The sequence below is a fragment of the Chitinophaga polysaccharea genome (genome assembly GCF_902150045.1).
Taxonomy (GTDB): domain Bacteria; phylum Bacteroidota; class Bacteroidia; order Chitinophagales; family Chitinophagaceae; genus Chitinophaga; species Chitinophaga polysaccharea_A.
In genome coordinates, this window is the sequence record NZ_CABFVU010000001.1 from 3,191,692 (window position 1) to 3,210,612 (window position 18,921).

The following is an 18,921-nucleotide window of genomic DNA, read 5'->3' on the forward strand; positions in this document are numbered from 1 at the left end:
AACGGTGTCTCAATCATCCTGCCAATCTTATCCCGGTAAACTGCCATCTTAGTGAAGGATGGAAAAAATTACGGTAAGTGATGCGGCTATGGTTGGGAGAAGTGACCTCAGAACCACCACGCAGCACCATCTGGCTGATCATGAATTTTCCGTTATATTCTCCGATGGCACCAGGCGCCTTCGCAAAACCAGGGTAGGGCAGGTAGGCGCTTTCACACCATTCCCAGCGATAACCCCACGACAGTTGTGGCGCAGCCACCTCCCATTCAAACTCAGTGGGCAACCGCTGTCCTTTCCAGGCTGCATATGCAGCCGCTTCATAGTAGCTCACATGCGTAACAGGCGCATCGGGCATTAAAGGCTGCAGCCCCTGCCAGGTATAGTGCATCCATTTGCCATCGATGTTATACCAGTACATGGGTGTACTCACCTGGTTATTCTTTACCCAATCCCATCCTTCTGCATGCCAGTAACGGAAATCCTGGTAGCCCCCGGCCTGGATAAAGTCAAGATACTCCGTATTGGTTACCAGTGTGGTGCTGATCTTATAGTCTGCCAGGTATACACTATGCCTGCCCAGTTCATTATCAAAACAAAATCCATCTCCCGCAAACCCGATATCATACATACCAGCACGTATATTTAACCACGGATCCCCGGGATTGTTCACTACCGGGACATCTTTATGGTGTATATCGTATGCAGGGAACAGTGGGTTATGTCCCAGGATATACTTTATGTCTGTATACAGCAGTTCCTGGTGCTGCTCTTCATGGTTCAGACCAAGAATAAACAGCTCCTGCAGCTCGGGCGACAGTTCATCTTCCAGGAATTCCATCATGGCATCATCCACATATTTCCGGTAACGCATAATATCTTCCACGGCCGGCCGGCTCAGGTTACCCCTGTTGGTACGGATCACCCGTGCGCCCACAGATTCATAATAGCTGTTGAATACGTAATTGTATTGAGGATCAAATACCGTATAGTCTTTAGCGTTAGGAAGGAGGATGAAGGTTTCAAAGAACCAGGTGGTATGCCCAAGGTGCCATTTAGGCGGACTTACATCCACCACCGGTTGCACTACATAGTCTTCCGTTTTTAGCGGGGCGCATATCTTTTCACTTCTCCGCCGTACTGTTTCATATTGTTCTTTCGGTAACATAATTACAGGTGATTACTGTTGATTCACATATTTGGTAAAATCCGAAATGGTTTTGATATGGAGCTCCTGTGCTGCTGTTCTGCGCATCATCAATGCGTAGGTATTATTAAAACCGATGGGCTGCAGCCATTTGATGTGGTATTGTTTTGCAAATGCTGCGCTTACATAGTCATATACTTTGCGGCTATCACTGATAATACTGTCTGTTACCTGTTGCGGCGCCTGGAGTAATACCAGCAATCCTGTGCCGGTATATTCGGGATACATATCGATCTGGTCATTTACCAATGCGTCGAATACGATTTTTGTACCGCCTAATCCTGTTTTGGTAACTGCCGTAAGACCGGTATGTCCTTCTATCAGCATTTTATACATCGCGGCAAGAATGTAGCCATCGCCAAATATTTTTGAGCCGATCCGGATGCTGCCTTTATCGCCTTTACCGGCGGGTTTCCAGAGTTGTTTGGCCACCAGGAAATCCTTTGCCACTTTCTCCGGGTTTTGTTTGAGATAATCTACGCGATAGTTCAATTCCGTCATGATGCTATCATTAATTGTACCAACCAGCAGATTGAGTGCCGGCTCCAGTTCAGGATATTTCTGCAGGGTTTCTTCCCGTACAATAGGAGCTGCATAATAAGGTGGGAAAATATGTTTATCATCTTCCAGTACAACCAGGTCAAATGCTTTTACCCTTCCATCTGTGCTGCTGCCGCTTATCACGTCCAGTTTCTTTTCATAGGCGGCCTTATACATGATCATATCGCTGATCACAAGCGTGCGGATATGCAGGCCATATACGGATTTCAACCCGAGGTCGCCATCTTTCCTGCCCATAAATTCGGGGGTAAATCCTGCCAGCATTTTGCCGCTATAGGTGTTTGGCAGGAGATAGAACGAAGAGAGAAGGAGGAAGGCAACAGGCAGTGCGTATAATGTTTTGCGGGCTTTGCGGATATTGATATGCTGCAGGAGCGACAGTAGCCAGTCGAACAGCAACGCCAGCAGGGCAGCGGGGATAGCGCCCGCCAGCATCATATTGGTATTGTTCAGGGCGATGCCACCGAAAATAAATTCCCCCAGCCCGCCCGCCGCAATATACGCTGCCAGTGTGGCTACCCCCACGTTGATCACGGTAGCCGTGCGGATGCCTGCCAGTATCACCGGCATAGCGAGCGGCAGTTGTACTTTCAGCAGCATTTGCCGCCGGCTCATTCCCATGCCGGTAGCGGCTTCTGTTACGTTGGGATCAACTCCCCTGATACCGGTGTAGGTATTGCGTACAATAGGGAGCAGTGCATAAAGAAATAAGGCCACTATGGCTGGCTTGGGGCCTATGCCCAGCAATGGGATCATGAATCCCAGCAACGCAATACTGGGAATGGTTTGCATCACACCGGCAAAGCCGAGCACAGGTGCTGCCAGTCTTTTTTTCCGGGAGATAAGGATACCGGCAGGTACGCCTATGGCCACGGCCAGCAACACGGATATAAAGGTAAGCCCGGTATGCGTAAGGGTTTGTTCCAGTAGTTTACCGGCTTGTTGTTGTATAAAATCAAATAAGGTTTCGGTGGATTCCATGCCGTTATATTAATTTTTATAGGCGGCTATTGCCTCCATCAGTCCATTCCCGTCGATCATTTTTTGTTCCTGTTCATATACCACGGTAACCGGTTCATGTGTGATAGCTTCCAATGCATTCCAGCAGGTGCTGGCTGCGGTTAACTGCCCGTCTGCCGCTTTGGTGGCTGGTGGCAGCCATTGCCAGAGATCTTTTATGCGCAGCGATTTCAGTTCCAGCTGCAGCCGCTGAGGATCAAGGAACGATCTTACAAAATCATTTACCGGGTGGAAGATCAGTTCAGCAGGTGTGCCTAACTGCTGAATGCGTCCTTCATTCATGAGGCAGATACGATGCCCCAGTTCAAAAGCTTCTTCCACATCATGTGTTACGAGGATGATGGTTCTGTGACTGATTTCATCGAGCGATTTAAATTCCTTCCTGACGCTGATACGGGTGAGCGGGTCCAGAGCGCCGAAGGGCTCATCCATTAAAAGCACCGGCGGATCTGCCGCCAGCGCGCGGGCCAGGCCTACCCGTTGTTGCTGCCCCCCGCTGAGTTGCTGCGGATATGCAGTGGCGTAGGCCGCCGGCAAATGAAGTTTATCCATCAGCGTGATAACCCTGTTGTGGATACGTTCTTTATCCCATTGCAGTAATGAAGGCACGAGGCCAATATTATCGCTCACCGTATAATGCGGGAATAACCCTGTGTTTTGCAGTACATAGCCAATGTTGCGTCGGAGTATTTCTCCGGGCAATCCTTGTATTTCCTGTCCGTTGATGAAGATCTGGCCGCTGTCTGCTTCCAGCAGGCGGTTGATCATGCGCAGGGTAGTGGTTTTACCGCAGCCGCTGGTGCCAAGCAGCACAAGTGTTTCACCTTCCTTTACTTCAAAGGAAATATCATCTACCGCTTTTTTTTCCGGGCCAAAAAATTTGGAAACATGCTCCAGTTTAATCATCCTGTATATATCAGATTGTGGAAAAAATTGCTCATTATGGAGCGGGTTTCTCCAGTGTCATAAAGAGATTATTCAATGATTCCGCATAGAGCGGGTGAGCAAACACCATTTCGCGTAGCTGCGTGGCCGTGATATTACCCAGCATGGCCATTTGTAACATAGACATGATCTCGCCGCCTTCTGTGCCTATGATAGCAGCTCCCAGGATCTTATCAGTATGTTCGTGTACGAGGGCTTTCATAAACCCTCTTGTTTGCCCTGTTTCTATAGCCCTGGCCACTTTATCCATGCCCAGGCAGGCTACTTTAAACGGGATGCCTTCCTGCCTCGCTTCTTTTTCCGTGATACCAATGCGGCCGAGTTGAGGATCGGTGAACATGCAATAAGGAACCTGCCGGTCTTTTATACCAACGTTGGCGTTCTCAAAAAGGTTTTTATAAATAATAAGATGATCGTTATAGGAGATGTGGGTGAATGCAGGGCCGCCCTTTACATCGCCGAGTGCGTAGATGCCTGGTTCAGATGTCTCGAGCCGGTCATTTACCTGGATGAATCCTTTTTCATCGGTAAGCACATTGGTTTGCTGCAGCTGCAGCGCCCCGGTTTGCGGGGTACGGCCGGTGGCCACCAGTATATGCGTGCCCGTTATAGTGTCGCGGTCATTGCCGGTGGTAATATCCACGCTGATCTTCTTACCGCTTACAGATACATGGGTTGCCTGTGTACCGGTATGGATCTGCATATTCTCCGATTCAAGCATTTTTTTTATGACGGCTGCCACATCGGGATCTTCTTTTGATACCAGTTGGGAAGCGGATTCTATAATGGTAACGTGACTGCCTAAACGCTGATACAGCTGTCCCATTTCCAGCGCGATGTAGCTGCCTCCCAGGATGATCAGTTCTTTGGGAATGCTTACTTCATCAAGCAGGGTGGTGGAGGTAAGGTAAGGCACTTCTGCCAGCCCTGGTATAGGCGGAATAAAAGGTTTGGTGCCTGTATTGATAAAAATATGATCTGCAGTTAAGGTGGTTTCTTCTCCATTATGTCCGGTAACGGTAATGGTTTTATTGCCCGTGAAAGCGGCTGTGCCCATAAAGAGGGTAACGTTTTTTGATTGTAACCCTTTTATTGTTCCTTCGCGGAATTCTGTGACGATATTGTTTTTCCTGGCTACAATAAATGGAAGGTCTACCATGAACCCGTGACTGTGAATGCCCCAGTCCTTACTATGAAAAACGGTATGTGCTACTTTTGCGCAGGCGATCATCGCCTTGGTAGGGGTACAGCCATCATTAATGCAGGTGCCGCCGGGATAGCGTTGTTCAACGACAGCAGTCTTCCAGGCTTTTTCTTCCATTTTCTTAGCCAGTGGGTTTCCACCCTGACCAGATCCGATTACAATTGCGTCAAATTTCTGCATACGGAAAGATTTAGGATGCGGGGCCAAAGATTATACCAACGAAAAGTAAGCAAATTTTGCGAATAACGCGGATTTTGTCTGACTCACTGATTAAGATGATTTTGATGATTTGTTTGATTTTATTTTTTACATTTTATTATAATTAAGAGAGATATTTAATACACCAGTGTAATCCTGTAAAAGACAGTATCCGCTATAAAGTAAACACAGGGCAAAACTCAGACAAATCATCAAAATCATCTTAATCAGTGAGTCAGACAAAATCCACGTATCGCCGGAGGCGATAAATTCTTTATCTTTGCGGCTGCCATGAAAATTTATAGATTTTGGTAAAGATTGATAACATAACACTTCCCGATTTCCCTTTGCTGCTGGCTCCTATGGAGGATGTGAGCGATCCTCCCTTCAGGGCGGTGTGCAAGGATGCCGGCGCCGACCTCATGTATACGGAGTTTATTTCCAGTGAAGGGTTGATCCGCGATGCCATTAAGTGCCGTAAAAAGCTGGATATTTTTGAATACGAGCGCCCCGTGGGGATACAGATCTTTGGCGGCGACGAAGACAGCCTGGCAATGGCGGCGAAGATCGTTGATGTTACCAATCCGGACCTGCTGGATATTAATTTTGGCTGCCCGGTAAAAAAGGTGGCCGGAAGAGGCGCCGGGGCCGGTGTACTGAAAGATCTTGACCTCATGGTACGGCTTACGGCAGCCTGTGTAAAGGCTACCAAACTGCCTGTTACGGTGAAAACCAGGCTGGGTTGGGACGACGACTCAAAGAATATTGAAGAAGTGGCAGAGCGGTTACAGGATGTAGGCATCAAAGCCCTCGCCATCCATGGCCGTACCCGCTGCCAGATGTATAAAGGTGAAGCCGACTGGACCCTCATCGGCAAAGTAAAAAACAACCCCCGTATCCATATTCCCATTTTTGGCAACGGGGATATCAACAGCCCGCAGAAAGCCCTGGAGTATAAGAACCGCTATGGTGTGGACGGAATCATGATTGGCCGCGCTGTGATCGGCTATCCGTGGTTATTCCGGGAAATCAAACATTATGTGAATACCGGCGGGACCATGGCAGGGCCCACCCTGGAAGAACGTATTGCCGTAAGCAAGAAACACCTGCGCCTGTCTGTGGAATGGAAAGGCCCCGTACAGGGAATCAACGAGATGCGTGGTTGCTATGCCAATTACCTGAAAGGTTTACCGAATATCAAACAGTTCCGTTCCCGGCTGGTAACCCTCAAAACCGTGGAGGAAGTAGAAGAGGTGCTGGATGAAATCGAAACCTACTACAAAGGAATTGAGCTGGCCAATACCCCGATTGAGCTGATCGATTATCACCAGAAGTGCCCGTTATAAGCTGATGTTTTGTGATATAGTAAAACTATTTATGCGTTTGTTTTGTTATATCACAAAATTTATAAAATGTCCAGATTTTTCCCGATAGCCACTGCGCTTGTTCTTGGCATCACAGGCTTCCTTGCCTGTCACACATCTCCGGAAAAAAGCCGGTGGGCGACAGCACCGTTGCTGTAATACCGGCGCCCGATCCTCACGAACTGGAATACCGCGACCAGCAAAAGATTGAAAAAGTAATTTATGGTTTTTGTGGACATTTCGACAATGGAAACCTGGCGAAATGCGTAGAGTTTATGGATGATAACATCCGGGGAGAAATTGATGGTGTAAAGCTGAGGGGAAAGGAGAACTGGACTGCTAAAATAGATTCGCTTTACTCAGTACCCGCAACAGTCATTTCCTCTCAAGGCACCTCATTTCCAATATGCAGTTTTACCCGGCCGTAAATGATACCGTGCGGGTAACCATGTATGCCAGTAATCTCTGGACAGACCTTACAGACGGTCAGATACAGCTGATGTCTGTTGGTTATTATAAAGGAAAAGTAGAGAAGAAAGATGGGAAATGGCTGATAGCCGTATTGAATTCATTGCCCGATAGCAGGTTTGTAAAGAAATTTTACCAGGATGTTCATGGTGGTAATGAAGAACTGAAATAAGAAAAGGTTTTATTGTTAACAAAAATGGTGAAGGAGTATAACCTTCACCATTTTCATTTTATTTAGCCAGCACATTGCTGGTGATGTTACCGGATACCACCTGGTAGCTGTCGAATGTGAGAGAAGCAGACGCCCTTCCGGAAGAGAGTGTACGCAACACCGTTATATACCCGAATAATTCTGATAAGGGTACCATAGCAGTGATGGTTTGCACGGGCCCATCCATCTCTATGTGCCTGATCACCCCACGCCGCCTGTTCAGGTCGCCGGTAATGGTGCCGGTAAATTCTTCCGGCATGGTAACTGTTACCTTCATCCAGGGTTCCAGCAGGTGGGGAGCTGCTTTAGCAGCTATGCTTTTGAAGCCAATGATGGCAGCGTGTTCAAAATCCGGTGCATGGGAGTCGTTGCTATGCACGGAACCATCCAGTAATCTCACCCGCATGGACTTCACCGGGTAACCAGCCAGTACGCCGTTGTGCATGGCCGATTCGAAGCCTTTACTGATCGAAGGGATGAATTCTTTTGGAATGGCACCGCCTTTAATTTCGTTGATAAACTCCAAACCTGTTGCCTGTTCATCGCCGGGTGATAATTCAAACTGTATGTCGGCAAAGTTACCGGAGCCGCCATTTTGTTTTTTATACACTTCACGATGGGTAACCGCCTGCGTAAATATTTCCTTGTACGCGATCTGCGGCTGTCCTTTGTTGATGTCCAGGTGATATTGTGTGGCCAGTTTTTCCAGCACCACTTCCAGGTGAAGCTCACCCATGCCTTTCAGGATCGTTTGCCCGGTAGCGTTATCTACAGTTACCGTGAGCGTAGGATCCTCTTCCTGCAGCCTGTTCAGGGCATCGCCCAGTTTGTCGTTATCTTTCGCCGATTTTGCTTCTATCGCATAACCGATCATCGGTTCGGGGAAGCTGATTTGTTCCAGCAGTACCGGGTGATCCGGGTGAGAAAGGGAGTCGCCTGTTTTTACGTCTTTTAGTCCTGCTATCGCGCCGATATCGCCGGCGCCTATTGCTTCTACGGTTTCATACTTATCAGACATGATCCTCATCAGGCGGCTGATCCTTACTTTACGGCCGGTGCGGCTGTTCCATATGGTGTCGCCATTATGCAATACACCTGCATACACGCGCACTAACGTTAACCTCCCTACGTAGTCATCGGTGATGATCTTAAACGCTAGTGCTGCCAGCGGCGCACTTTCGCTAACGGGGATCGCTATGTCCGCATCTGTTTCTGAATTGACGGCTTTTACATCGCCAATATCTGAAGGAGCAGGCAGGTAGGTGGCTACTGCATCGAGCAGGGGCTGAATGCCTTTGTTCTTATAGGCAGCGCCCGCCAGTACGGGCACGGCTTCCATGCGGATGGTAGCGCTGCGCAGCGCCGTGTAAATATCCTGGGGAACGATGCTTTCCGGTGAAGTAGCATATTTGTCCAGCAGGGATTCATCCAGCAGCGATAATTCTTCCAGTAAATAATTACGCGCTTCAATGGCTTCGTTCAGCAAGGCAGCCGGTATTTCCTGTGTTTCATATGTTTTGCCGTCGGCAGTGTTCCATACGAGCGCTTTCATGGTAACCAGGTCTATTACACCGCTGAAGTCGTCTTCCGCACCGATAGGTAATTGCACCGGCAGTGCATTGGCGTTTAGCCGTTGACGTATGTCGCCTACAACGCGCCGGAAATCGGCGCCCTGCCGGTCCATCTTATTGATGAACGCAATGCGGGGAATATGATAGCGATCCGCCTGGTGCCATACTGTTTCTGACTGCGGTTGTACACCGGAGCGGGCGCAGAATACGGCTACAGCGCCATCGAGCACGCGCAGGGAGCGTTCCACCTCCGCGGTGAAGTCAACATGGCCGGGCGTATCAATGATATTGATCTGCCAGGTATTATCCTCGTGTTTCCAGTAGGTAGTGATAGCCGCAGAAGAAATGGTGATACCTCTTTTTTCTTCCTGCGGATCACTGTCCATTACGGTGTTACCATCGTCTACATTACCTAATTTATGTGTGAAGCCGGTGAAGTAAAGCATTCGTTCAGTAAGCGTTGTTTTACCTGCATCGACATGTGCCATGATACCTATATTTCTAAAATCTGCTAAGCGTTTCATATTTTCTTCTTTAAAAGGAATTAAAAAAGGCCGCTCACCTGGTAATGAGCGGCCTTTGCTTTACGCAACAGGAAGTCTGCATTACCGGGCCAGCCGTGTAAATGACATTGATGCTTTAATAATAAATTTCCTGTTGCTGCTCATAATGTTATTGTTTGCTAAAAGAACCGGGAGCGTGGGGAAGCAAATAAAAAGCCTCTTCGGATGAAGAGGCCCCTTGAAAAGATTTCAGGAGTTATATATTAACCTCTCATATCCGGGATGGATTTGCCTCCCCGTCTTGAATTAAGACAATGCGGGTACTTGCAATTACCGCTCTGATTACGGTTGCTGCATGACTGCCTGCCTGATATGTGAGATAGTTGTTCATATACTTTTAAAATTGCTCCGCAAAGATAAGATGTTTTTAAATAATAAACTAATACCAGGGGGTTAATGTCCCCGGGTCCTTTTTCTCTTATTTGTACAAAAATATCTGTGATATTTACCAATACACCTATTTTGTTCCACCGTAACTTTGCAGCTGTAAATCTGTAAGCACTGAATGTGTGATGAAGGAATTACCGGAGCCCTGTCATCCTACCCGGCTTATGCCTGGGCATGATGGCAGGCGCGCAGCCGGGTGGGCATTTCAAACAATAAATAAACCTCCATTATATGAATATTACAGACATTAACGGTACTGTGCAATTATCGAATGGTGTGCAGATGCCTTATTTCGGATTAGGTGTTTTTAAAACAAAGGAAGGCCAGGAAGTGATCGACTCAGTAACCTATGCACTCGATGTAGGTTACCGCCATATAGATACCGCGGCTATCTATGGCAATGAGGAAGGGGTAGGTATTGCCATTGAGAAAAATGCGACCGACCGTAAGGATATCTTCCTGACTACAAAGGTCTGGAATGCCGACCAGGGTTACGACAGCACCCTGAAAGCATTTGAGACCTCATTGGAAAAACTGAAAACGGATTATCTCGACCTTTACCTGATACACTGGCCGGTGAAAGGCAAATACAAAGAAACCTGGCGCGCATTGGAAAAACTCTATGCAGATGGCCGTGTGAAAGCGATCGGTGTCAGCAATTTCCTGCAACATCAGCTGGAAGACCTGTTCCAAAGTGCAAAGGTGATTCCGATGGTTGATCAGCTGGAATTCCATCCTTACCTGGTACAGCCCGTTCTGCTTGATTTCTGTAAAAAGAACAATGTGCAGTTCGAAGCCTGGAGCCCCCTGATGCAGGGTAAAGCATTTGAAGTCCCTTTGCTGAAACAACTGGCGGAAAAATATAAAGTATCAGTAGCCCAGCTGGTATTAAGATGGGACCTGCAGAAAGGAGTAGTTACCATTCCTAAAAGTATCCGCCAGGACAGGGTGATTTCCAATGCGCAGTTATTCAGTTTTGAAATCAGCAAGGAAGATATACAGCAGATAGATGCCCTGGATCGCGGAGAAAGAGTAGGCCCGGACCCGGATAACTTCAACTTTTAAGGGAGTGTGCGGGTTTTGTCTGACTCACTGATTACGTTGATTATACTGATTTGTTTGATTTTATTTTTTACGTTTTATTTATAATAATTAAGGGAGATGTAAGCGTGTCTTATATCTCCCTTAATTACTTTAATTTCGCTTATTACAGCAAAGCACAGGTTAAACCCTCAGCCTAATCATTATAATCATCCTGATCCTGAGTCAGACAAACTCCGCTCTATTCTCCCAGCACTGCGAACAACCTGTCTATATCAGCTTTATTGTTGTAGCAGTTAAGGGCTACGGTGAGCCGGTTGTTCTTATACCTTGCCCGGATATTATTCTTCACTATTTTTTCATTCTGTTCCGGCGTGATTTCCAGCAGCTGTATTGCAGAAAGATGCTCAGCCGGGTAAGCGGAGAGAAGTGGGATATGATGTGCTGCAGCCTGTTGCCCCAGGTATGCAATAAGTTCCTGAACATAGGACTCAATAACGGGAACGCCCGTACGTTGAATATACTCCAGCGCTTCTCCCAGTAAAAGGATATTGATAAACGGCGGCGTGCCGGTTTCAAATACGGTGGCGTCCTTTTTGGGAGTGAACTTTGTATAGTCCTGTACCAGGTCAAAGTCGGGTTTTTCGTAATCCACATTGTACCAGCTCATCACCTGCGGCGGATACCGGTCCAGTATTTCCTGTGACACATACATGGCGCCTGCGCCATAACCGGCGCCGACCCATTTGTAGGCATGGAAAATGAGTATGTCTATGTTGTATTCCTGTACATCAATATTGTTTACGCCAAACGATTGTGTGGCGTCTACAATGTGGATCAGCTGATGTTGTTTGCACAATTCACCGATAGCTTTCAGGTTCTGACGGAAGCCGGTTCTGAACATCACATGGCTGGTGATCAGGATGCGGGTAGCAGGTGTGATTTTAGCGGCGATGTCTGCCACTGAGATCACATTATGCTCGTCACTATCCACAAACTGAACGGTGTTCCCGCTATGCATCCAACCCACAAAGCTGCTGGGAAATTCATCACGCATGGTGATGATCTCATACTGCTTTGGGAACATACCATACAGCAGGATCATAGCCTGGGAGGTATTGGTGATGAAGGCAATTTCACTGGCTTGGGCATGGATCATGCCAGCGATAAGGCCTCTTACTTCACGGGTCTGCTGATCCCATCCCGGCATTACCCCCCGGCCTTTTTCACTGAGCTCAGTGAGTAGCGCAGTTGCCTTTTGTACAAGGGGAGTGCTTACCGGTCCGCCGCCGTTGGTGAAAAAATAAGTACAGTTATTACATACCGGGTAGTCAGCCCTGATCTTTTCCCAATTAGTCATACTATTTTATTATTTTCTTCACGATAATAAACAAAATAAACCATTGTGGCGAGACCGCCATGCGATTATGTTTTTTATATGATAACTTGCGGGGAACATAGCATCTCTTATAGAAAAAATGGTTTAGTATGTGGAGAAAACAGGTCTTCTTTTTTAGCGCTTTAATGTGTTTATTTACTTTAAATGCAGCGGCACAGCGGCCGGCACTCTTCCGTAAAGCGGATGCCCCGCTGAATGAACGGGTGAACGACCTGCTGCGTACCCTTACCCTTCCCGAGAAGATATCGCTGCTGGGTTACAACAGCCCGGCCATCGACCGTTTGCAGATCCCCGCCTATAACTGGTGGAATGAAGCGCTGCATGGTATTGCCAGGGGCGGAGAGGCCACTGTATATCCGCAGGCCATCGGGTTATCGGCCTCCTTTAATGCGCCACTGGCCAGGGAAGTAGCCAACACTATTTCTACAGAAGCCAGGGCTAAATATAACCTCGCGGTACAACAGCACCGGCATGTACAATACCTGGGACTCAACTTCTGGACGCCTAACATCAATATCTTCCGCGATCCCCGCTGGGGCCGGGGACAGGAAACATACGGAGAGGATCCTTACCTCACCGCTACCATGGCCGGCGCTTTTGTACAGGGGCTGCAGGGCGATGTACCGGGCATGCTGAAAACCGCTGCCTGCGCCAAGCACTTCGCAGTACACAGTGGTCCCGAGGCCGACCGGCACAGCTTTAACGCCATCGTCGATGAGAAAGACCTGCGGGAAACCTATCTGTATGCTTTTAAGAAACTGGTGGATGATAAAGTAGAGTCGGTCATGTGCGCTTATAACCGTGTTAACAGTCAGCCCTGCTGCACCGGTAACACATTGCTGCAGGATATCCTGCGGCATGAATGGAAATTCGGCGGACAGGTAGTAACCGACTGCTGGGCGCTGGACGATATCTGGCTGCGCCATAAAGCCATTCCTACCCGTGAGGAAGTAGCCGCGGCCGCGGTAAAAGCAGGTGTAAACCTGGACTGTGCCAATATTTTGCAGGACGATGTGATGAAAGCCATCAACAAGGGATGGCTTACCAGTGCGAATGTAGACAGTGCACTGGGCGCTACACTGCGTACCCGCATTAAACTGGGATTACTGGATGCACCGGCCGCAAGCCCTTACAGCCGGTATGGGGAAGATAGTGTAAACAACGACTATCATGCCCGGCTGGCGCGTGAAGCCGCACGTGAAAGCATGGTACTGCTTAAAAATGAGGGGGTGTTGCCGCTGACCGGGGATAAATATGCCTCCATGCTGGTAACCGGCTCCAACTCAGCATCGCTGGAAGCGTTGATGGGCAATTATCACGGCGTATCGGGCAATATGGTGACCTTTGCTGCTGGTTTAGCCAAAGCCGCCGGGCCAGGTATGGCCATGCAATACGACCAGGGATGCGACTTTACCGATACCCTGCATTTTGGCGGCATCTGGGCTTCGCAGAACTGCGATGTAACCATAGCCGTAATTGGCTTAACACCTTTGCTGGAAGGGGAAGAAGGCGATGCTTTCCTGTCGCCTTCCGGTGGCGATAAAAATACGCTGAGCCTGCCCCGTTCGCAGATCCTGTTTATGAAGAAATTAAGGGAGGCGCATAAGAAGCCCATCATCGCAGTGATCACTGCAGGCAGCGCTGTAGATGTGGACGCTATCGCTCCCTATGCAGACGCTATCATCCTGGCATGGTATCCCGGGGAACAGGGAGGTAATGCCCTCGCTGATATCATCTTCGGAAAATATTCGCCCGCAGGGCGGTTGCCGGTTACGTTTTATCAATCCCTGAACGACTTACCGGATTATAAAGATTACAGTATGAAGAACCGCACTTACCGTTATTTTGAAGGAAAGGCGGCATATCCGTTCGGCTACGGTCTCAACTACACGAAGTTTGATTATAACTGGCATACTGCGCCGGCAAAGGAATACCGCAGTAAAGACACTATCCGTGTATCCGTATCCGTTAAAAACACCGGTCCATTTGATGGCGATGAAGTACTACAGGCCTATATCACTTACCCTAACATGGAACGTATGCCGGTAAAGGAACTGAAAGCCTTTAAACGGGTGCATGTGAGCAAAGGCGGCGAAGAAACTGCAATACTTGAAATACCCGTAACAGAGCTACAAAAATGGGATTTACAACAACATAACTGGAAATTATACAAAGGCAGGTATAAAATAAATATAGGGAAAAGCTCTGCCGACTTCGTGCTGTCGCAGGAGTTCTTACTCCGTTAACGCACGCGGATTTTGTCTGACTCAGGATTATAATCATCATAATCCTGAGTCAGACAAAATCCGCTCAGATCATCCGGTCCACCACTTTCTTTAGGGTGAGGCCCTGCACAATAATAGAGAAGAGCACTACAAAGTAACTGGCAGAGAGGATCAGTTCTTTATATGGCGACTCCGGTAACGAAAGTGCCAGCGCCACAGAAATACCCCCGCGCAGTCCGGCCCAAACGAGGATACCAATGCTTTTGTAGTTCGTTTTCAGCGAGCGTTTTAATACAATAGCCGGGATAGTGATACTCAGCGCCCTTGCAATGAGCACAAATACAGTGGCCATCAGGCCGGTGAACCAATAATTTTTCAGGAATGGCATGATCACGATCTGCAGCCCTATCATTACAAACAAAATGGTATTCAGCAGTTCATCTATCAGGCTCCAGATGTTGTGAAAGTAATGCTGTATTTCTTCTGCATTTTTAGTACCCAGGGAGGTGTTGCCCAATATTAAACCGGCTGAAACGGCCGCCAGTGGAATAGACACATGTAACATGGCGCCTAGAACGGAAATCACCATTACCATAGATAAAGACACCATAACAATAATATTGAAGTCGTCTACACGTTTCATAGTTCTGTAGGCAACAATGGCGGAGATAACACCCAGCACAATACCGCCGAATACTTCCTGTGAAAACACAGCAGCTGCATGCGATAGCGACACATGAGTATCGGCCTGGCCTGCTACTTCTTTAAGGATCACAAATAACAGGATGCCGGTGCCATCATTTAGCAAAGACTCTCCACCAATGATAGTTTCAAGTGCAGGCGGTACTTTTGATTTTTTTAAGATAGATAATACTGCTACAGGATCTGTGGGTGAAATGAGCGCTCCGAATAACAGGCAATACACCAGCGGCACATCTATATGCAACAGCTCAGTGGCCCAGTACAGCAGGCATCCGAATATAAAAGTAGAGCCTATTACACCCACAGTGCTCAATACCAGTACGGGATACCGTTGCGCTTTCAGCTTATTGAAATCAAAATGCAGGGCGCTGGCAAAAAGCAGGAAACCTAACATCACATCCAGCAGGGTGCCGGTAAAGTCGATGCCATTGGTCACATCCTTGATAAAAGTAAAAGCATCAGGGAAAATTTTACCTGTCAGTGAAATCAGTAAAGATAACAGGAGCGAAACCACTATCACGCCTATGGTTCCGGGGAGTTTGATGAATCGGTTGTTGATGTAGGAAATTAATGCACTAATGGTAACTAAAGCCGTTATCAGCGTAAATGTGTTCATAAGTAATCGAATAATGCCGGTTATAAATCAGGTTCCTAAAATTGCTACAGTGGTTTTAAAGATAGAAAAAAATGCAGCAAATCAGGGACGGACCGGCATTATCAGGTTATTTTTTCCTGGAAGATTTAGCATTTACGTTAAATTCTAATGCCATTTTAATCCAGTGCAGTAGTTGTTTTTAGTGTGTAACTCATTTTCATCTACAAAAATATATCCTTTCATTACCCGGTTGCCATGCACCATTGCTTCCGCACCGGTAGCAGATTCCAGTACCTCTCCGGATTTTTCTGGGTCAATACGGACCATTATTTTATCGGTTTTTACACCCACGCACATTTTATCGTTTACCATAAAGCACAGGCCGCCGAACATTTGCTTTTCAATGATGTTATCGGTAGCGGCAGAAAGGATTTCACGTACACGGTCTGCGAGTAATTCATTATATGCCATTGAAATATTTTTTGGGAGATATTAAAGATACAATTTCCTTCGCTACTGCGGGTATTGTCAGATACTATCTATAATATTGTGAAGAAATTGCGCACTATGAACTGTATGGATACCTTTTTCCGTTTTCTGCAACACCTGCATCCTATACCGGGCGAGCACTGGCAGTTGTTATCCGGCGGGTTGTGCGTACAGGAGGTGAAGGAAGGAACGGTGCTGCTTGCACAAGGAAAAATTGCGCGGGAGCTGTTCTTTATCTGTGAAGGTGTTGTGCGACTGGTAAAACGTACCAATGAAGGGGAAGACATTACCATGTTTTTCCTGAAGGAGAACAGGTGTGCCACGGTGCTCGACAGTTTTTCAAAAAATGTACCGTCGGATTACACACTGGAAGCTGCCTGTGATGCCAGGGTGATCGCGTTGCACAGGGAATACCTGTTGCGGCTATACGAAGATATCCCTTACCTGGAAGCGTTAATAAATACTATCACCCAACAGGGGCTGCTGGAAAAGATCCAGACCCGCAATGAATATATGGGGCTGGATGCCTCGCAACGCTACCGTCACTTCCTGCAAAAGGAACCGGATATCGTAGCCCGCGTACCATTAAGCGCTATTGCCTCTTTTCTTGGCATTACCCGGCAATCGCTCAGCAGGATCAGGAAGAATGGCCGTTCCTGATACTTTTTACCATTTGTTAAATGAGGTCAGCCGCCGGCGTCCGAATTTTGTGTTCATAAAAAATAATATTTATGAATACGGATCTTACAGGAAAAAAAGTATTGTTTTTGGGCGGTTCGGCCGGCATTGGATTGGCTACCGCAAAGGCAGCAGCTGCGGAAGGAGCAACGGTGGTGATTGTTTCCAGTAACCAGGAGCGGATTAACAAGGCATTGACCACTTTGCCGGCCACCGCCAAAGGCTTCGCCGTGGATCTTGGCAATGAAGCAGCAGTGCGCGATTTCTTTACCACGTCGGGCACTTTTGATCACCTGGTGTTTACCGCCGGCGGTGCTTTTCCTTTTGGCCAGGTGTCGGATCTTACCAGTACAGATATGCAGGCGGCTTTCGGGTTACGTTTCCTGGGAGCGTTCAACGCTGTGAAATATGGCAGTAAAAATATACTTCCCGGGGGCTCCATAGGGCTTACCACGGGCATTGCCAGCCTCCGGCCGCAAAAGGGCTGGGCAGCAGGCGCCTGTATTTGCGGAGCTATGGAAGGCTTTACCCGTGTACTGGCGATGGAACTGGCGCCTATACGTGTAAATGCCGTATCACCGGGTATTGTAAAAACCGATCTCTGGGCGGAAATGCCTGCCGCCGACCGTGAAACCATGTATCAGCAGGCGGCAAACATACTCCCGGTGGGCCGTGTAGGCGAACCGGAAGATATTGCACAAACCTTTTTATATCTTATGCAGAACGGGTTCAGCACCGGGCAGGTAGTGGTGGCCGACGGTGGCGCGGTATTGGTTTAATGCGCTATGGCAGCAGCGCCTGGCGTTGCTGCTACAGCCATTTTAATATTACGCCGGCATATCAGCAATATGAACAGTGCCAGCAACGATGTGCCGCACATGATAATAGCCATCGGCGTTGCCGTGTGGGTATTGTATAAACTCACTACTGTAGAGGCAAGCGCTCCTATTCCCATTTGAGTAGCGCCCATCAGCGAAGAGGCGCTGCCTGCATTTTTACTGAATGGAGCCAGCGATAATGCGGAGGTATTGGGATTGATAAAGCCCAGGCAGCAGAGGTATATGAACAGTAGTGCGATGATACCGGGCAACGACAGGAAATTATTCCAGGCGCATATGATAAAAACAAGCCCGGTAATAGTTTGACAAACCAGTGCTACCGGTACTATCTGCTGACTGCTGATCCGTTTCAACAGCAGGCTGTTCACCTGGCTGGAGCCGATCAATCCTACGGAGAGGCCCGCAAAGATCCACCCATAGGCTTTATCACTGAGCTTATAAATATCCATGAATACCTGCGGCGAGGCCGATACATAAGCAAACAGGCCGGAAAAGGAAACGGCGCCAGCAAAAGTATAGGTGTAAAACTGTGGCTCGCTCACCACCTGCAGAAAGTTACTGATAATAGGACCAGGCTTTAACGACATCGACGTGTCAGGCTGGAAGCTTTCCGGCAGCCAGAGCACAGTAGCCGTAAGGATCAGCGCACCCATAATACCCAATACCAGGAACACTGCGTGCCAGGTAAAGGCGCTGGTAACATAACTGCCTGCAGTAGGCGCAATCATGGGAGATGTACCCACCACCAGCATCAGCAACGCAAATACTTTTGCATTGTCTTTAACCGGGAAAAGATCGCGCACCATGGCTACAGAAGCCACCGCTGCGGCACAGCTGCCTATGGCCTGCACAAGGCGTAATACGATCAGCCCGTTCAGTGATGATACGTACATACAACCAATAGAGGAGATCACATACAGCACCAGCCCTATATACAATGGTTTCTTCCTGCCAAACCGGTCCAGCAGCGGGCCATACAGCAGTTGCCCCGCGGAGATGCCGATGAAAAAACTGGAAAGCGACAGGGCCAGCCTGGTAGGATCTACTCCCAGATCCTTTCCTATGGCCGGAAACCCGGGAAGATACATGTCGATGGAAAAAGGCCCTAATGCTGTAAGTGTGCCAAGGATCAGGATTAAAAAGAAGTATTTCGATTTCGAAAGTTCGCTGGTCAAAATAATATATCGTTTAAAAAACTCTCCGCAAAAGTAAGAAGAATTATCGCCCTTAGCCTGATGTGTATGTTATCTTCTCCTG

Annotated in this window: 16 protein-coding genes; 7 read left to right on the top strand and 9 right to left on the bottom strand. The window is 47.9% G+C overall.

The annotated features are described in order from the left end of the window. Positions 1–13 precede the first annotated feature (13 nt). The 4 genes from egtB to FN124_RS13110 are packed head-to-tail and all read right to left on the bottom strand — an operon-like array spanning position 14 to position 5,114. Positions 14–1,165 (bottom strand): ergothioneine biosynthesis protein EgtB, encoded by a 1,152-nt coding sequence (gene egtB / locus FN124_RS13095; RefSeq protein ID WP_142685156.1) that lies wholly within the window; start codon positions 1,163–1,165, stop codon positions 14–16. A 12-nt stretch (positions 1,166–1,177) separates the two neighbouring features. Continuing rightward, the gene (locus FN124_RS13100) at positions 1,178–2,746 is read right to left on the bottom strand and encodes an ABC transporter permease/substrate-binding protein (protein ID WP_142685157.1); all 1,569 of its coding nucleotides are present in this window, start codon (positions 2,744–2,746) and stop codon (positions 1,178–1,180) included. Positions 2,747–2,755: 9 nt separating this feature from the next. Continuing rightward, positions 2,756–3,691, bottom strand: coding sequence for an ABC transporter ATP-binding protein (locus FN124_RS13105; RefSeq protein ID WP_142685158.1), 936 nt, complete (start codon positions 3,689–3,691; stop codon positions 2,756–2,758). A 34-nt stretch (positions 3,692–3,725) separates the two neighbouring features. Beyond that, positions 3,726–5,114, bottom strand: a complete 1,389-nt coding sequence (locus FN124_RS13110; protein ID WP_142685159.1) for a mercuric reductase — start codon at positions 5,112–5,114, stop codon at positions 3,726–3,728. Between the two features lie 326 nt (positions 5,115–5,440). Here FN124_RS13110 and dusB point away from each other — a divergent pair, with 326 nt between their 5' ends. The 3 genes from dusB (at position 5,441) to FN124_RS13125 (ending at position 7,136) form a co-directional block, all read left to right on the top strand. After that, on the top strand, positions 5,441–6,478 hold the full coding sequence (dusB, locus tag FN124_RS13115; protein WP_142685160.1) for a tRNA dihydrouridine synthase DusB: 1,038 nt from the start codon (positions 5,441–5,443) through the stop codon (positions 6,476–6,478). A 152-nt stretch (positions 6,479–6,630) separates the two neighbouring features. Beyond that, positions 6,631–6,924 (top strand): hypothetical protein, encoded by a 294-nt coding sequence (locus FN124_RS13120; RefSeq protein WP_142685161.1) that lies wholly within the window; start codon positions 6,631–6,633, stop codon positions 6,922–6,924. Further along, positions 6,903–7,136 (top strand): hypothetical protein, encoded by a 234-nt coding sequence (locus tag FN124_RS13125; RefSeq protein WP_142685162.1) that lies wholly within the window; start codon positions 6,903–6,905, stop codon positions 7,134–7,136. The genes FN124_RS13120 and FN124_RS13125 overlap by 22 nt, the downstream gene beginning before the upstream one ends. A 58-nt stretch (positions 7,137–7,194) precedes the next feature. Here FN124_RS13125 and fusA read toward each other — a convergent pair whose 3' ends face one another. Then, positions 7,195–9,270, bottom strand: coding sequence for an elongation factor G (gene fusA / locus FN124_RS13130; RefSeq protein ID WP_142685163.1), 2,076 nt, complete (start codon positions 9,268–9,270; stop codon positions 7,195–7,197). Positions 9,271–9,927: 657 nt separating this feature from the next. Between fusA and FN124_RS13135 the strand changes: the two genes are divergently transcribed. Beyond that, the gene (locus tag FN124_RS13135; protein WP_142685164.1) at positions 9,928–10,761 is read left to right on the top strand and encodes an aldo/keto reductase; all 834 of its coding nucleotides are present in this window, start codon (positions 9,928–9,930) and stop codon (positions 10,759–10,761) included. A gap of 217 nt (positions 10,762–10,978) precedes the next feature. On the opposite strand, the gene FN124_RS13140 is transcribed toward FN124_RS13135, so the two are convergent. After that, the gene (locus tag FN124_RS13140; RefSeq protein ID WP_142685165.1) at positions 10,979–12,097 is read right to left on the bottom strand and encodes an aminotransferase class V-fold PLP-dependent enzyme; all 1,119 of its coding nucleotides are present in this window, start codon (positions 12,095–12,097) and stop codon (positions 10,979–10,981) included. Positions 12,098–12,225: 128 nt separating this feature from the next. On the opposite strand from FN124_RS13140, the gene FN124_RS13145 reads away from it, so the two are divergent. Further along, positions 12,226–14,382: a glycoside hydrolase family 3 N-terminal domain-containing protein gene (locus tag FN124_RS13145; protein ID WP_142685166.1), complete on the top strand. Its 2,157-nt coding sequence runs from the start codon at positions 12,226–12,228 to the stop codon at positions 14,380–14,382. 64 nt (positions 14,383–14,446) lie between these two features. On the opposite strand, the gene FN124_RS13150 is transcribed toward FN124_RS13145, so the two are convergent. Both FN124_RS13150 and FN124_RS13155 read right to left on the bottom strand, forming a co-directional pair. Beyond that, positions 14,447–15,679, bottom strand: a complete 1,233-nt coding sequence (locus tag FN124_RS13150) for a cation:proton antiporter (protein WP_142685167.1) — start codon at positions 15,677–15,679, stop codon at positions 14,447–14,449. A gap of 144 nt (positions 15,680–15,823) precedes the next feature. Next, positions 15,824–16,129: a TfoX/Sxy family protein gene (locus FN124_RS13155; RefSeq protein ID WP_221887769.1), complete on the bottom strand. Its 306-nt coding sequence runs from the start codon at positions 16,127–16,129 to the stop codon at positions 15,824–15,826. A gap of 96 nt (positions 16,130–16,225) precedes the next feature. Between FN124_RS13155 and FN124_RS13160 the strand changes: the two genes are divergently transcribed. Together FN124_RS13160 and FN124_RS13165 are read left to right on the top strand one after the other, a co-directional pair. Next, positions 16,226–16,807: a Crp/Fnr family transcriptional regulator gene (locus FN124_RS13160; RefSeq protein WP_142685168.1), complete on the top strand. Its 582-nt coding sequence runs from the start codon at positions 16,226–16,228 to the stop codon at positions 16,805–16,807. A gap of 71 nt (positions 16,808–16,878) precedes the next feature. Then, on the top strand, positions 16,879–17,604 hold the full coding sequence (locus FN124_RS13165; protein ID WP_142685169.1) for an SDR family oxidoreductase: 726 nt from the start codon (positions 16,879–16,881) through the stop codon (positions 17,602–17,604). On the opposite strand, the gene FN124_RS13170 is transcribed toward FN124_RS13165, so the two are convergent. Beyond that, the gene (locus tag FN124_RS13170) at positions 17,601–18,839 is read right to left on the bottom strand and encodes a multidrug effflux MFS transporter (RefSeq protein WP_142685170.1); all 1,239 of its coding nucleotides are present in this window, start codon (positions 18,837–18,839) and stop codon (positions 17,601–17,603) included. The genes FN124_RS13165 and FN124_RS13170 overlap by 4 nt on opposite strands. Positions 18,840–18,921 lie beyond the last annotated feature (82 nt).